Source organism: Pseudomonas sp. TH37, assembly GCF_016650735.1.
Classification (GTDB): domain Bacteria; phylum Pseudomonadota; class Gammaproteobacteria; order Pseudomonadales; family Pseudomonadaceae; genus Aquipseudomonas; species Aquipseudomonas farris.
Genome location: NZ_JAEKFD010000011.1, coordinates 67,182 through 81,186, shown reverse-complemented (window position 1 = coordinate 81,186; position 14,005 = coordinate 67,182). Strand labels below are relative to the sequence as shown.

14 protein-coding genes and 1 other RNA gene are annotated in these 14,005 nt (G+C 59.7%); 11 read left to right on the top strand and 4 right to left on the bottom strand.

Going from position 1 to position 14,005, the window contains the following annotated elements; all coding sequences use genetic code 11:
- Window positions 1-131: 131 nt before the first annotated feature.
- Complete coding sequence (locus JFU11_RS23825; RefSeq protein WP_007905304.1) at window positions 132-749, top strand: glutathione S-transferase N-terminal domain-containing protein; 618 nt, start codon at window positions 132-134, stop codon at window positions 747-749.
- A gap of 16 nt (window positions 750-765) precedes the next feature.
- Window positions 766-1,179 carry a ClpXP protease specificity-enhancing factor gene (locus JFU11_RS23820; RefSeq protein WP_201062279.1) on the top strand — a complete coding sequence of 138 codons (414 nt, stop codon included), beginning with the start codon at window positions 766-768 and terminating at the stop codon, window positions 1,177-1,179.
- Window positions 1,180-1,356: 177 nt separating this feature from the next.
- Here JFU11_RS23820 and JFU11_RS23815 read toward each other — a convergent pair whose 3' ends face one another.
- From JFU11_RS23815 to JFU11_RS23800, 4 genes are all read right to left on the bottom strand, one after another.
- Complete coding sequence (locus tag JFU11_RS23815) at window positions 1,357-1,935, bottom strand: BON domain-containing protein (RefSeq protein WP_052966293.1); 579 nt, start codon at window positions 1,933-1,935, stop codon at window positions 1,357-1,359.
- On the bottom strand, window positions 1,932-2,525 hold the full coding sequence (locus JFU11_RS23810) for a phosphoheptose isomerase (protein WP_007904374.1): 594 nt from the start codon (window positions 2,523-2,525) through the stop codon (window positions 1,932-1,934). The genes JFU11_RS23815 and JFU11_RS23810 overlap by 4 nt, the downstream gene beginning before the upstream one ends.
- Window positions 2,526-2,629: 104 nt before the next feature.
- On the bottom strand, window positions 2,630-2,992 hold the full coding sequence (locus JFU11_RS23805) for a YraN family protein (protein WP_007904371.1): 363 nt from the start codon (window positions 2,990-2,992) through the stop codon (window positions 2,630-2,632).
- Complete coding sequence (locus tag JFU11_RS23800) at window positions 2,992-4,803, bottom strand: penicillin-binding protein activator (RefSeq protein ID WP_123719479.1); 1,812 nt, start codon at window positions 4,801-4,803, stop codon at window positions 2,992-2,994. Before JFU11_RS23800 ends, JFU11_RS23805 begins: the two co-directional genes overlap by 1 nt.
- Before the next feature lie 177 nt (window positions 4,804-4,980).
- Here JFU11_RS23800 and rsmI point away from each other — a divergent pair, with 177 nt between their 5' ends.
- The 9 genes from rsmI (at window position 4,981) to mraY (ending at window position 14,002) form a co-directional block, all read left to right on the top strand.
- Window positions 4,981-5,886 carry a 16S rRNA (cytidine(1402)-2'-O)-methyltransferase gene (gene rsmI / locus JFU11_RS23795; RefSeq protein ID WP_162130595.1) on the top strand — a complete coding sequence of 302 codons (906 nt, stop codon included), beginning with the start codon at window positions 4,981-4,983 and terminating at the stop codon, window positions 5,884-5,886.
- Between the two features lie 74 nt (window positions 5,887-5,960).
- Window positions 5,961-6,314, top strand: an RNA gene (gene rnpB, locus JFU11_RS23790) — RNase P RNA component class A.
- Between the two features lie 354 nt (window positions 6,315-6,668).
- Window positions 6,669-7,124, top strand: coding sequence for a division/cell wall cluster transcriptional repressor MraZ (mraZ, locus tag JFU11_RS23785; protein WP_003205355.1), 456 nt, complete (start codon window positions 6,669-6,671; stop codon window positions 7,122-7,124).
- Between the two features lie 2 nt (window positions 7,125-7,126).
- On the top strand, window positions 7,127-8,068 hold the full coding sequence (rsmH, locus tag JFU11_RS23780; protein WP_201087486.1) for a 16S rRNA (cytosine(1402)-N(4))-methyltransferase RsmH: 942 nt from the start codon (window positions 7,127-7,129) through the stop codon (window positions 8,066-8,068).
- Window positions 8,065-8,358 (top strand): cell division protein FtsL, encoded by a 294-nt coding sequence (gene ftsL / locus JFU11_RS23775; RefSeq protein ID WP_038981628.1) that lies wholly within the window; start codon window positions 8,065-8,067, stop codon window positions 8,356-8,358. The genes rsmH and ftsL overlap by 4 nt, the downstream gene beginning before the upstream one ends.
- Window positions 8,358-10,097 (top strand): penicillin-binding protein 2, encoded by a 1,740-nt coding sequence (locus JFU11_RS23770; RefSeq protein WP_187326384.1) that lies wholly within the window; start codon window positions 8,358-8,360, stop codon window positions 10,095-10,097. The genes ftsL and JFU11_RS23770 overlap by 1 nt, the downstream gene beginning before the upstream one ends.
- Complete coding sequence (locus JFU11_RS23765) at window positions 10,097-11,560, top strand: UDP-N-acetylmuramoyl-L-alanyl-D-glutamate--2,6-diaminopimelate ligase (protein WP_123719477.1); 1,464 nt, start codon at window positions 10,097-10,099, stop codon at window positions 11,558-11,560. The genes JFU11_RS23770 and JFU11_RS23765 overlap by 1 nt, the downstream gene beginning before the upstream one ends.
- Window positions 11,553-12,920 carry a UDP-N-acetylmuramoyl-tripeptide--D-alanyl-D-alanine ligase gene (gene murF / locus JFU11_RS23760; RefSeq protein ID WP_123719476.1) on the top strand — a complete coding sequence of 456 codons (1,368 nt, stop codon included), beginning with the start codon at window positions 11,553-11,555 and terminating at the stop codon, window positions 12,918-12,920. The genes JFU11_RS23765 and murF overlap by 8 nt, the downstream gene beginning before the upstream one ends.
- Window positions 12,920-14,002, top strand: a complete 1,083-nt coding sequence (mraY, locus tag JFU11_RS23755; protein WP_008037292.1) for a phospho-N-acetylmuramoyl-pentapeptide-transferase — start codon at window positions 12,920-12,922, stop codon at window positions 14,000-14,002. Before murF ends, mraY begins: the two co-directional genes overlap by 1 nt.
- The last annotated feature ends 3 nt before the right edge of the window (window positions 14,003-14,005 follow it).

Sequence of the window (14,005 nt, the reverse complement as noted above, 5' to 3'; positions counted from 1 at the left end):
TGTTAATCGCGCGCGCCCAGGGGCGTCTCTGAAGGTGTAACGAGTCTGGTGATCCAGGCGTTACGGGAGGCGCCCTCTGGGCGCGCGTGTTTTTCCGTTTCCGATAATTTCAACAAGCGAGGAGGACCGCCATGGGCGTGACCAATCGGTTGGCCTGTTACTCCGACCCCGCCGACCACTATTCCCACCGAGTGCGCATCGTACTTGCAGAGAAGGGTGTCAGCGCCGAGATCATTTACGTGGAAGCTGGTCGCCAGCCGCCTAAACTGATTGAGGTGAACCCTTACGGAAGTCTACCCACCCTGGTCGATCGTGACCTGGCGTTGTGGGAGTCGACCGTGGTGATGGAGTATCTGGATGAGCGTTACCCGCACCCGCCATTGCTGCCGGTTTATCCTGTGGCGCGTGCCAACAGTCGTCTGCTGATTCATCGCATTCAGCGTGACTGGTGTGGTCTGGTGGATTTGATTCTGGATTCGCGGACCAAGGAAGCAGCCCGTGTCGTGGCTCGTAAAGAGCTGCGCGAAAGCCTGACAGGCGTGTCGCCGTTGTTTGCCGACAAGCCGTTTTTCCTCAGTGAGGAACAAAGTCTGGTGGATTGCTGCCTATTACCAATACTCTGGCGATTGCCGATTCTGGGTATTGAACTGCCGCGGCCTGCCAAGCCGCTGCTTGATTATATGGAGCGCTCGTTTGCGCGTGAGGCTTTCCAGGCGAGTCTGTCTGGTGTCGAACGCGATATGCGCTAAGGCTTAAGGAGCCGCTATGAACTCCAGTCGACCTTATCTGGTCCGCGCGCTCTACGAGTGGATTGTGGACAACGATTGCACCCCGCACATGCTGGTTAATTCCGAGTATCCATCGGTGCAGGTGCCTCAGGGTTTTGCCAGTGACGGACAGATTGTCCTGAACGTTTCCCCGGCAGCCGTGCGTCATCTGCACATGGACAACGAGGCAGTCAGTTTCGAGGGGCGCTTCGGTGGCGTTCCGCACACCCTGTACGTGCCTATCGCATCGATCCTGGGCATTTACGCTCGGGAGAACGGTCAGGGCATGGTGTTCGATATGGAATCGCCTCTGGAAGACGAGGAAGATATCGAGGCGGATGATGATGTTCCGCCACCCGACAGCGAGCCGCCGCGTCCCAGCGGTCGACCGAGTTTGAAGGTGGTGAAGTAAAAAAAAAGGCGATCCGAATGGATCGCCTTTTTTTTTACTTCACCACCTTCAAACGGGTAGGAGCTGCCGAAGGCTGCGATCTTTTGACTTTGTTTTTCAAGATCAAAAGATCGCAGCCTTTGGCAGCTCCTACAGGGCGGTGGCAATCTCGAGGATGCCATCGCCGGTAAGCAAGTATCAGTCGATGTACTCAAACAACTTCACGATCTTCTGCACGCCGGAAACGCCTTGTACCAGATTGGTCGCCTGGGCTGCTTCCTGCTTGGTCAGAAGACCCAGCAGATAGACGATGCCGTTTTCCGTCACAACCTTGATGCGCGACCCCGGGATGGAAGCGTCGGTGAGCATCTGGGTCTTGATCTTGGTAGTCAGCCAGGTGTCGTTCTGGCGCGCCAGCAGCGAGGAGGGCGCCAGTACTTGCAGCTCGTTGTGCACCTTCTTTACCCGCTGAACGGCCGAGGCAACCTGTTCGGCCTTGGCCTTGAGGTCGGCGCGAGGGGTTTGCCCGGCGAGCAGCACCACACCATTGAAGCTGGTGACGACGATGTGCGAGTTGTTGTCCAGGTCTGGATCGGCCTTGGCGATGTTTACACCGGCCTTGGTTTCGATCAGGGAGTCGTCGATCTTGCTACCGAAGGTGCGGGTGCCACGGTCATCATCGATCGGCGCTTCACGGCTGGCGTTAACCACCGAGGTGCAGCCGCTGATGCCAAGGCACAGGGTCAAGGCCAGAAGGCCTAGGCGATTAGGGGTCATTCTTCACTCCCGAACAGTTGGCTGTCGATCAAATCGCAAAGGCAATGGATCGCCAGCAGGTGGACTTCCTGAATACGTGCGGTGACGTTGGCCGGTACGCGAATCTCGACGTCCTCAGGCAAAAGCAGTGACGCCATGCCGCCGCCATCACGACCGGTCAATGCTACGACAATCATTTCGCGATCATGTGCGGCCTGGATCGCTTGAATTATGTTTGCCGAGTTGCCGCTGGTGGAAATCGCCAGCAAAACATCACCCGGCTGGCCGAGGGCGCGAATCTGTTTGGAGAAGATTTCGTTGTAGCTGTAATCGTTGGCGATCGAGGTGATCGTCGAGCTGTCGGTGGTCAGCGCGATGGCGGGCAGGCTCGGGCGCTCGCGCTCGAAGCGGTTGAGCAGCTCGGATGAGAAGTGCTGTGCGTCACCGGCGGAGCCGCCGTTGCCGCAGGACAGCATTTTGCCCTCGTTGAGCAGGGCGTTGACCATGACCTGGCTGGCTTGCTCGATGTGCGGTGCAAGTACGTCCATCGCCTGTTGCTTGGTGTCGATACTGGCCTGAAAAAGCTGGCGAATTCGCGATTGCATGTCCATCTGTGTGACCTTAATTAGCGCGGCTACTCGGCACATGAATGTGCAGCCCGCAAAGCAAAGAGCAAAAGTGTTGGGTGAAGGTGTCCGGTTTGGGGGGCGCGCGATCAGCTGTCGAAGGCATTCTGCAACCAGTTCAACTGATCAAGGTTGCTGTCGATGGCAACCACGTCGAAGCGGCAGGGGGAATTGGCCCAACGCGACTCGCGCTGAAGAAAATACTGCGCGGCGAAAATCAGTTTCTGCCGTTTGCGCCCATCGATGCTATCGAGCGCGCCACCCCATTGGGTGTTTTTTCTGTAGCGGACTTCGACGAATACTACTGTATCGCCATCAAGCATGACCAGATCAAGCTCGCCGCGTTTACACAACCAGTTCTGCGCCAGCAGGCGCAGACCTTGTTGTTGAAGATGCTCGAGCGCATGACGCTCGGCATCTTTACCGCTTTGCTGGCGTGACCTGTCAGGCATCAGCGCGAGGTATCCGGCAGGCGTTGAATCTGACCGTTGGTGAACTCTGCCCATGGCAACTGACGCTCGACCCGTTGATTCTGAGTCATGCCCAGGCTACCCGATTGGCCCTGGATGCGGCTGTCCGGCAAGGCCTTGAGTTGCCCCAGGCGCGGTGCCAGGCGATAGGCGTCCACGCCCATCGCGTACAGGCGGCCCAAGCTGCCGCCGGCTTGTGGCCATTGTGCAGTGACTTGTTTGCGCAGCGGGTCGTTGGCATCCAGCAGCCATGGGGTTTCGCAGAAGCGAATACCGTTCATGTCGTTGTACTGGTTCTGGTCGCCGCTGGCGCTGAATACGTGGGAGGTGGCGTAAACCGGCACGTCACCCGCGTACTGGAAGTTCAGGGTCGGTTTGATCTGTTGAGCCTGTTGCGGCGTTGCGGCCAGGAAGATGAACTCGATGTCCTGGCGGCGCGAAGGTTGTGCGGCAACCTGCGAGCCAACGGTGCTTTGCAGGCTCTTGGCGCGGCCTTCGCTCTGGCGCAGCTGGAACATGTCGGCAATCTGCTGGGCCAGTTGCACTGGCTGGTCGACGCGTTCAGTGGCGACGATGCTGCCACCGTTGGCTTGCCAATCCTGGCTGAACGCCCGGAGTACGCGATCACCCCATTCGCCTTTCGGCACCATGATGGCGGCGCGGTGCAGGCCATCGGCGCGCGCACGACGGGACACTTCGCGGGCTTCGTCTTCAGCAGCAAGGCCGAACTGGAACAGTTGGGCCGGACCTTGTTCGCCTTCGCTGTAGTTCAGCGCCAGGGTGGTGATCGGCAGTTGTGGGCGTGCGCTGAGCTGTTTGACCAGCGGCTTCTCCAGCGGGCCGACTACCAGTTGCACGCCATCAGCCTGGGCCTTGCGATAGAACTCGTCGAGGGAGGTCAGGCGCGAGCTGTCATAGAACTCGATGGCTGGCGGCTTCTGCCCGGCTTGTTGCGCCTGGTAGTGAGCGGCCATGAAGCCTTCGCGTAGTGCTTTGCCAACTGAACCCAGCGGGCCGTCTTGCGGCAGCAGCAGGGCGATCTTGCTCAGGGGCTGGCTGGCGAGCTCCTTGAGTTTGGTCAGTGGCAACGGCAGCTGGATGGCAGCCGGGTGCTTTGGATTCTGTTCGCGCCAGTTGTCGATCGCAGCTTGCTGCTGTTCCAGGGTGCCGGCTGTTTTCACCGCCAGCGCCAGACGTATCCAGCCGCCGAGGTCGTCGTCGGTGGTCGGCTGCAATTGATCGGTCGGCAGCGAAGCGATCAGGGTCCAGATCGCTTCGTGGTTTTTGCTGGCTGCTTCACCTTCAAGCATCGGGGCAATAAAGATGCGCTCCCGTGCGGCGGCCAGGGTCTGGCCGTCGGCCTCAAGGGCGCGAGCATGAACGGTGCCGGTGCGAACTTGTTGTTCGACGGGCAGTTCGCCCAGGCGTTGCAGGCTCGGATGGCTCAGGGCAGTCAGCGCCGCTTTGGGCTGATTGCGGGCCATGGCCAGTTCAGCCGCCAGGGTGCTGGCGAAGACTTGTTGGCCAGGCTTGAGTTGTTCCACCGGGACCTGTTGCAGGATTTGCGCGGACTGGCCGGCATTGCCCTGACGATAAGCCAGGTCTGCTGCGCTCAAGCGCAATAGAGCGGCTTTTTCCGGATCTTTACTTTTAGTGGCCTGTTCGAGCAGTTGCTCGATACTGGCGTCCGGGGTCCGTGGAAGTTCGCCAAGGCTGGAAGAGGGCGAGCTGGCGCAAGCCGCCAGCAAGGCAGCGAGGCAGAGGGCAGTGAACAGCCGCAGGCAAGCGATCATGTAAGTGTTCCTGATACTCGATCAAATTAGCGTGGAATTGTACCCAAGCACTGGCCGGGGCGCGATGTTACTGGCGTGAATCGATCAATTTAGCTCGTGCAAATGTTGCAGCGCTGCACAAAAGGCTGGAAAACCCGGGGAGGGCAAGGCGTATCGCAAGCGCCGCTACGCGCTACAATGTCGCCTTTTACCGATCATGAGGTGTGCGCTTTGACTGCTCCAGGTGCTTTGAATTCCGCTGCTGGCTCGCTTTATGTGGTGGCGACGCCCATCGGCAACCTGGACGATATCAGTGCGCGTGCGCTGAAGATCCTGCGCGAGGTCGCCTTGATCGCGGCCGAAGATACTCGCCATTCCCAGCGATTGATGCAGCATTTCGGTATTCCCACGCCGCTGGCGGCCTGCCATGAACACAACGAGCGGGAGGAGGGTAACCGCTTTATCACGCGTCTGCTGGCGGGCGACGATGTGGCGTTGATTTCCGACGCCGGGACGCCACTGATTTCCGATCCGGGTTATCACTTGGTGCGTCAGGCCCGTGCCGCAGGAATCAATGTGGTGCCGGTTCCGGGTGCATGCGCATTGATTGCGGCGTTGTCGGCGGCGGGGCTGCCGTCCGACCGTTTCATCTTCGAAGGGTTTTTGCCGGCCAAGGCTGTCGGCCGACGTGCTCGTCTGGAACTCGTTAAAGAAGAACCGCGCACGCTGATTTTCTATGAAGCACCGCATCGCATCCTTGAATGCCTGCAAGACATGGAGCTGGTATTTGGTGCTGAGCGTCCGGCATTGCTGGCGCGGGAACTGACCAAGACCTTCGAAACCCTTAAAGGCTTGCCGTTGGCCGAGTTGCGCGAGTTCGTCGAATCGGACAGCAATCAACAGCGTGGCGAGTGTGTGGTGCTGGTGGCGGGCTGGACTGCCCCTGAGACGGAAGACGCTGTCAGCAGTGAGGCCATGCGCATTCTCAATCTGTTACTCGAAGAGATGCCGCTCAAGCGTGCGGCGGCATTGGCCGCGCAAATTACCGGCGAACGCAAGAATGTGCTTTATCAGGTCGCGCTGGATAAACAGAAGGGCGAGTAAAACCGACATGCAGCGCCGGCCAGAGGCTTTTAGCGCTTGTTCTTCGGCCGCTCTGCCGTTAATCTTCGCGGCGGAGAGTCGATCGGACAGTCGCTGCCCTCTATGAAAATTAGGGGGGGGAGGAAAGTCCGGGCTCCATAGGGCGAAGTGCCAGGTAATGCCTGGGAGGCGTGAGCCTACGGAAAGTGCCACAGAAAATAACCGCCTAAGCGCTTCGGCGCCGGTAAGGGTGAAAAGGTGCGGTAAGAGCGCACCGCACGTCTGGCAACAGTTCGTGGCTAGGTAAACCCCACTTGGAGCAAGACCAAATAGGGTCCCAAGGCGTGGCCCGCGCTGGGACCGGGTAGGTTGCTAAAGATGTCCAGTGATGGCCATCGTAGACGAATGACTGTTCAAGACAGAACCCGGCTTACAGATCGACTCTCCACCTTTTTTTCCTCTCTGCCGAGTCATTGGCAGCGATGTGTGTAATGGCAATTTCCCTCCCTGCTGAATCAATAGCAGAAGCGCTTTTGTAATACCGAAAAAATCTTACTCTTAACAAACTACTTTAACTTCTGAACGCAGCCTTCTGTGCTGATTCAAGTTATTGAGCGAATTCATCCGTCAGATTCTCGTTAACCCTCCTTTTACGCTCCTAAATCTCCGTTCTGTAAGGCTTTTCCTTTAATCCGCGCCTTGACGGTGTGGTGGGCGCATTCCTATAGTGTGCGCAAGTGGCGGAAAGTGGCATGAAGTGGGTTTTTTGAGCGTAAAACGCTAATATTTGGAGAAACGCTGACGTGTTTCGCGGAGCTAACGCTATCAGTCTCGATGCAAAGGGCCGTCTCGCTATGCCGAGCCGGTACCGTGACGAGCTGGTTTCGCGAAGTTCCGGTCAGTTAATCGTCACCATCGATGCCGTTGATCCGTGTTTGTGTGTTTATCCCCTCGATGAGTGGGAAATTATCGAAACCAAACTGCGCGCACTGCCTTCGCTTCGCGAAGAGAACCGCCGCCTGCAACGTTTACTGATTGGTAATGCCGTCGACCTCGAGCTCGATGGCAGTGGTCGTTTTCTGGTTCCACCACGTCTTCGCGAATATGCCAAGTTGGATAAGCGCGCAATGTTGGTAGGCCAACTGAACAAGTTCCAATTGTGGGACGAGGATGCCTGGAATGCGGTTTCTGCCGCTGACCTGGCTGCTATTCAACAACCGGGCGCTATGCCTGATGAACTGCGTGATTTGATCCTGTGACTATTGATAGCGGCTTTAACCACATCACCGTACTGCTTGACGAAGCCGTCGAGGCTCTCGCCGTACGTCCTGATGGCTGCTATCTGGACGGTACGTTCGGACGTGGCGGACACAGTCGGTTGATCCTCATCCAGCTCGGGCCTGATGGTCGGTTGCTCGGATTCGACAAAGATCCTCAAGCGATTGCCACCGGGCAAACGCTAGCGGCCGAAGACGGCCGCTTTGTCGTTGTGCAGCGCAGCTTTGCCGAGCTCGGTTCGGAAGTTGCCGAGCGCGGTCTGGCCGGCAAGGTCAGCGGCGTTCTGCTCGACCTCGGCGTGTCTTCGCCGCAGCTCGACGACCCTGAGCGCGGTTTCAGTTTCCTCAATGACGGTCCGTTGGACATGCGCATGGACCCGTCCCGCGGGATCAGCGCCGCCGAGTTCGTCAACACCGCGCCGGTGGAAGAAATCGCCCGGGTGTTCAAGCAATACGGCGAAGAGCGTTTCTCCGGTCGCATGGCACGTGCCGTGGTCGAGCGTCGCGACATCAAGCCGTTCGAGCGCACTGGCGATCTGGCTGAAGTGCTGAAAGTCGCCAACCCGGCATGGGAAAAGGGCAAGAACCCGGCCACCCGTGCATTCCAGGGCCTGCGTATCCACGTAAACAACGAACTGGGCGATCTGGAAGCTGGCCTCGAAGCCGCGCTGGAATGCCTGGAAGTGGGCGGCCGTCTGGTCGTCATCAGCTTCCACTCGCTGGAAGACCGCATCGTCAAACTGTTCATGCGCAAACTGGTGAAAGGCGAAGCCGACAACCTGCCGCGCAACCTGCCGGTCCGTCACGTCGCTTTCGAACCGAAAATCAAAATCCATGGCAAAGCGCAGTCCGCCTCCGAGGCCGAACTCAAAGCCAACCCACGTTCCCGTAGCGCCATCATGCGTGTCGCGGAGAAGTTGCGGTGAGCAAGCTTTTCGCCAAGCCACTTCCGGGCGGAAGCTTTTTCATGCTGCTGCTGTTTGTCGGCGTGCTCGTGTCGGCCATCGGCGTGTCCTATAGCGCGCACTGGAACCGTCAGTTGCTGAATTCTCTGTACGGCGAATTGAGTGTGCGCGACAAGGCGCAGGCGGAGTGGGGCCGGTTGATTCTCGAGCAGAGCACCTGGACCGCTCATAGCCGTATCGAAGTCCTGGCCACCGAGCAACTGAAGATGCGCATTCCCGGCGCCGCTGAAGTGCAGATGGTGGCGCCATGATGAAACTCGAAGGCGCGCTCTTTCCATGGCGGTTCCGTCTGGTGGTCGGGTTGCTCGGCATCATGGTGGCGGCGATTGCCTGGCGCATCATTGATTTGCAAGTGGTCGACCGTGCCTTCCTTAAAGGTCAGGGCGATGCGCGCAGCGTTCGTCATATTCCAATTCCGGCTCACCGTGGTCTGATCACCGACCGTAACGGCGAGCCGTTGGCCGTGAGTACCCCGGTCACCACCCTGTGGGCCAACGCCAAGGAAATGCAAACGGCCAAAGAGAAGTGGCCGGCACTGGCGGCTGCCCTGGGGCAGGACCCGAAAGCCCTGGCCGAACGTCTCGAAGCCCAGGCCAATAAAGAATTCATTTATCTGGTGCGCGGGCTGACCCCCGAGCAAGGCCAGGCTGTGCTCGATCTGAAAGTGCCGGGCGTTTATGGCATCGAAGAGTTCCGGCGTTTCTACCCGGCCGGCGAAGTCACCGCTCACATGGTCGGCTTTACCGACATCGATGACCACGGACGCGAAGGCGTCGAGCTTGCCTACGACGAATGGCTGGCCGGCGTGCCCGGCAAGCGACAGGTGATCAAGGACCGGCGCGGCCGGCTGATCAAAGATGTCCAGGTCACCAAAAACGCCAAGGCCGGCAAGCCCTTGGCGTTGTCCATTGACCTGCGTCTGCAATACCTGGCCAACCGTGAACTGCGCAACGCGATCATCGAGAACGGCGCCAAGGCTGGCAGCCTGGTGATCATGGACGTGAAGACCGGCGAGATCCTGGCCATGGTCAACCAGCCGACCTACAACCCGAACAACCGTCGCAACCTGCAGCCGGCGATGATGCGTAACCGCGCGATGATCGACGTGTTCGAGCCGGGTTCGACCATGAAAGCGATTTCCATGAGCGCCGCGATTGAAACCGGCCGCTGGAAGCCGACCGATACCGTTGAGGTGTATCCAGGCACCTTGCAGATTGGTAAGTACACCATCAAGGACGTATCCAAGAGTGAAGGCCCGGTACTCGACCTGACCGGTATTCTGATCAATTCCAGTAACGTCGGCATGAGTAAGGTCGCGTTCGATATTGGCGGCGAAACGATTTTCCGCCTGGCGCAGAAAGTCGGCCTCGGCCAGGACACCGGCCTCGGCTTCCCGGGCGAGCGCGTTGGCAACCTGCCGAACTACCGCGAATGGCGCAAAGCTGAAACCGCGACGCTGTCCTACGGCTACGGTATTTCCGTGACCGCGATCCAGTTGGTCCACGCCTTCTCGGCCCTGGCCAACAATGGTCGCCTCGCGCCGCTGACCCTGATCAAAACCGACAAGGCGCCGCAAACCACACAGGTGTTGCCGGAAGCCGTCGCGAAAACCATGCAAACCATGCTGCAACAAGTGATCGAAGCCCCGCGCGGTGTATTCCGTGCGCAGGTGCCGGCGTATCACGTGGGCGGCAAGTCGGGTACTGCACGTAAAACGTCGGTCGGCACCAAGGGCTACGCCGAGAATTCCTACCGCTCGCTGTTCGCCGGCTTCGGCCCGATGAGCGATCCGCGTTACGCAATCGTGGTGGTGATCGATGAACCGACCAAGGCCGGTTACTTCGGTGGTCTGGTATCGGCGCCGGTGTTCAGCAAAGTGATGTCCGGGACCCTGCGCCTGATGAACGTCACCCCGGACAACCTGCCTGCCACTCAACAAGCGAACGCCGCACCGGTCGTTCCGCTGAAAGCTAATGGAGGGCGCGGCTGATGTCGCTGAGCCTGAACAAGATTTTCGCCCACGCCGGCCGCGATCTGTTGATCCGCGAATTGGCGCTGGACAGCCGTAACGTACGGGCAGGCGATCTGTTTCTCGCGGTTCCTGGTGGCAAGTTCGACGGGCGTGCGCACATCGCCGACGCCTTGCAACGCGGCGCTGCTGCCGTGGCTTATGAAGTCGAAGGCGCGACCGTGCTGCCGATTACCGACGTGCCATTGATTCCGGTCAAAGGCCTGGCGGCGCAACTGTCGGACATCGCCGGGCGTTTTTATGGCGACCCGAGCCGTCATTTGAACCTGATCGGCGTGACCGGCACCAACGGTAAAACCAGCGTGACCCAACTGGTTGCCCAGGCGCTCGACCTGCTTGGTCAGCACTGCGGCATTGTCGGCACCCTGGGCTCCGGTTTCTACGGCTCGCTGGAAAGCGGTCTGCACACCACACCGAACCCGATTGCGGTGCAAGCGACCCTCGCCGACCTGAAAAAAGCCGGCGCCAAGGCCGTGGCCATGGAAGTCTCTTCCCACGGTCTGGATCAGGGCCGCGTGACTGCGTTGGCATTCGATGTGGCGGTGATGACCAACCTGTCGCGCGATCATCTGGATTACCACGGCACCATGCAGGCCTATGGCGAAACCAAGGCCAAGTTGTTTGCCTGGAATGATCTGAAGTGCCGGGTGGTCAACCTGGACGACGATTTCGGTCGGCAACTGGCTGCCGATAAAGGCGAGTCGCGACTGATCACTTACAGCCTGGAAGATTCCAGCGCCTACCTGTATTGCCGCGAAGCGCAGTTCGATGACGAAGGCGTGCGCGCCACGCTGGTCACGCCGCAAGGCGAGCACCATTTGCGCAGCACCTTGCTCGGTCGTTTCAACTTGAGCAACGTGTTGGCTGCGGTCGGCGCTTTGCTCGGGCTGGACTACGCGCTGGATGAAATTCTCAAAGTGCTGCCGAAACTCGAAGGCCCGGCCGGTCGCATGCAGCGCCTGGGCGGCGGTACCCAGCCGTTGGTGGTGGTCGATTACGCCCACACACCGGATGCGCTGGAAAAAGTCTTGATGGCCCTGCGTCCTCACGCCAAAGGCCGGTTGCTGTGCCTGTTCGGTTGCGGTGGTGATCGCGATCGTGGCAAGCGTCCGCTGATGGCGGAAGTGGTCGAGCGTCTGGCCGATGGCGTACTGGTCACCGATGACAATCCGCGCACCGAAGACCCTACCGTGATTTTCGACGACATCCGCGCCGGTTTCACCGCTGTGGATAAAGTTGCCTTCGTCGCCGGCCGTGGCCAGGCGATTGCCCAATTGATCGGCAGTGCTTCGGCGGATGATGTGGTTGTCCTGGCCGGTAAAGGTCACGAGGACTATCAGGAAATCAACGGCGAGCGCCACGCTTTCTCCGATCTGGTCGAGGCCGATCACGCCCTGACCGCGTGGGAGGTGGCCCATGCTTAAAGCCTTGAAACTGAGCGAACTGACCAGCGCATTGAATGGCCGTCTGATTGCCAGCGACGCCAGCTTCGACGGCGTCAGCATCGACAGCCGCGCAATCAAGCCCGGCCAGCTGTTTATTGCTCTGGCCGGCCCGCGTTTCGATGGCCATGACTACCTCAATGACGTCGCCGCCAAAGGCGCCGTGGGTGCCCTGGTCGAGCGCGAAGTTGCCGACAGCGCGCTGCCGCAACTGCTGGTCAAGGACACCCGCCAGGCCCTCGGCCAATTGGGCGCGATGAACCGTGCGGCATTCACTCAGCCGGTCGTGGCCATCACCGGTTCCAGCGGCAAGACCACGGTCAAGGAAATGCTCGCGAGCATCCTGCGCACGCGCGGTCCGGTGTTGGCGACCCGAGGCAACCTGAACAATGACCTGGGTGCTCCGCTGACCCTGCTCGAATTGGCACCGGAACATACCGCTGCCGTGATCGAACTCGGCGCTTCGCGGCTCGGCGAGATTGCCTACACCGTCGGCATGACCAAGCCCCGCGTGGCTGTTATCAACAACGCTGGGACCGCCCACGTCGGCGAGTTCGGCGGGCCGGAAAAAATCGTTGAAGCCAAGGGCGAGATTCTCGAAGGGCTGGATGCCGATGGCGTCGCCGTGCTGAATCTCGACGACAAGGCTTTTGAAATCTGGAAAACCCGAGCCGCCGGTCGCAAAGTGCTGACGTTTGCCCTGAGCAACATCAGCGCCGACTTCTACGCCAGCGATCTGGACCGCGATGCCCGCGGTTGCCCGGCGTTCAACCTGCACAGCCCTGAAGGTGTGGAACGGGTTCAGCTGAACCTGCTCGGCACCCATAACGTCGCCAATGCCATGGCCGCCGCCGCTGCAGCCCATGCCTTGGGCGTGTCGCTGTTCGGCATCGCCACCGGTCTCGGCGCCGTGCAACCGGTCAAGGGTCGCACCGTCGCGCAACTGGCAACTAACGGTATGCGCGTGATCGATGACACGTACAACGCAAACCCCACCTCCATGTGCGCCGCCGTTGATATACTCGCCGGCTTTTCCGGCCGCACCGTTTTGGTGCTCGGAGATATCGGCGAGTTGGGCGATTGGGCGGAGCAGGGGCACCGCGATGTGGGCGAGTACGCTCGCGGCAAGGTTTCCGCGCTTTACGCGGTCGGGCCAATGATGACCCACGCCGTAAACGCTTTCGGCGAGCAGGCTTTTCACTTCAGCACTCAGGCTGAGCTGATCAAGGCCCTGGAAGCCGAGCAGGACACAAACACCACCATTTTGATCAAGGGCTCGCGCAGCGCCGCGATGGAAAACATCGTCGCCGCTTTGTGCGGGACCCGTCTGGAGAAACATTAATGCTGCTGCTGCTAGCGGAGTATCTGCAACAGTTCTACAAAGGCTTCGCGGTCTTTCAGTACCTGACCCTGCGCGGGATTCTCGGTGTGCTGACTGCGCTGGTCTTGTCGCTGTGCTATGGCCCCTGGATGATCCGCACCTTGCAGAACCGTCAGATCGGTCAATCCGTTCGCAACGACGGCCCGCAATCGCACCTGTCCAAATCCGGCACCCCGACCATGGGCGGCGCGCTGATTCTGTCGTCCATCGGCGTCAGTACGTTGCTTTGGGCCGACCTGAGCAACCGTTATGTCTGGACCGTGTTGCTGGTGACGTTGCTGTTCGGCGCCATCGGCTGGGTCGATGACTACCGCAAAGTGATCGAGAAAAACTCTAAAGGCCTTCCGAGCCGCTGGAAGTATTTCTGGCAGTCGGTGTTCGGCCTCGGCGCGGCGATCTTCCTTTATATGACCGCGGCAACGCCGGTAGAAACCACCCTGATCCTGCCGATGCTCAAGGACTACAGCATTCCGCTGGGCGCGGGTTTCATCGTCCTGACCTATTTCGTAATCGTTGGCTCGAGCAACGCGGTCAACCTGACCGACGGCCTCGACGGTCTGGCGATCATGCCTACCGTGATGGTCGGCGGCGGCTTGGGGATTTTCTGCTATCTGTCGGGTAACGTGAAATTCGCCGAATACCTGCTGATTCCTTACGTACCGGGCGCGGGTGAGTTGATCGTGTTCTGCGGCGCGTTGATCGGCGCGGGCCTGGGTTTCCTCTGGTTCAACACCTATCCGGCCCAAGTGTTCATGGGCGACGTCGGCGCACTGGCGCTGGGCGCGGCCTTGGGCACCATCGCGGTGATCGTCCGTCAGGAAATCGTCCTGTTCATCATGGGCGGCGTGTTCGTGATGGAGACCCTGTCGGTTGTCATCCAGGTTGCCTCCTTTAAGTTGACCGGTCGCCGTGTGTTCCGCATGGCACCGATACACCACCACTTTGAACTCAAGGGCTGGCCCGAGCCGCGTGTGATCGTCCGTTTCTGGATCATCACCGTGATTCTGGTACTGGTCGGCCTTGCCACCCTGAAGCTGAGGTAGAAC

What these genes read in the sequence shown, in the direction of transcription:
- JFU11_RS23820 (WP_201062279.1), top strand. Translation starts at nt 766, where the DNA reads ATGAACTCCAGTCGACCTTATCTGGTCCGCGCGCTCTACGAGTGGATT.
- JFU11_RS23810 (WP_007904374.1), bottom strand. Translation starts at nt 2,525, where the DNA reads ATGGACATGCAATCGCGAATTCGCCAGCTTTTTCAGGCCAGTATCGAC.
- JFU11_RS23770 (WP_187326384.1), top strand. Translation starts at nt 8,358, where the DNA reads ATGAAACTCGAAGGCGCGCTCTTTCCATGGCGGTTCCGTCTGGTGGTC.
- JFU11_RS23825 (WP_007905304.1), top strand. Translation starts at nt 132, where the DNA reads ATGGGCGTGACCAATCGGTTGGCCTGTTACTCCGACCCCGCCGACCAC.
- rsmI (WP_162130595.1), top strand. Translation starts at nt 4,981, where the DNA reads ATGTCGCCTTTTACCGATCATGAGGTGTGCGCTTTGACTGCTCCAGGT.
- JFU11_RS23805 (WP_007904371.1), bottom strand. Translation starts at nt 2,992, where the DNA reads ATGCCTGACAGGTCACGCCAGCAAAGCGGTAAAGATGCCGAGCGTCAT.
- JFU11_RS23800 (WP_123719479.1), bottom strand. Translation starts at nt 4,803, where the DNA reads ATGATCGCTTGCCTGCGGCTGTTCACTGCCCTCTGCCTCGCTGCCTTG.
- JFU11_RS23815 (WP_052966293.1), bottom strand. Translation starts at nt 1,935, where the DNA reads ATGACCCCTAATCGCCTAGGCCTTCTGGCCTTGACCCTGTGCCTTGGC.
- murF (WP_123719476.1), top strand. Translation starts at nt 11,553, where the DNA reads ATGCTTAAAGCCTTGAAACTGAGCGAACTGACCAGCGCATTGAATGGC.
- mraY (WP_008037292.1), top strand. Translation starts at nt 12,920, where the DNA reads ATGCTGCTGCTGCTAGCGGAGTATCTGCAACAGTTCTACAAAGGCTTC.
- JFU11_RS23765 (WP_123719477.1), top strand. Translation starts at nt 10,097, where the DNA reads ATGTCGCTGAGCCTGAACAAGATTTTCGCCCACGCCGGCCGCGATCTG.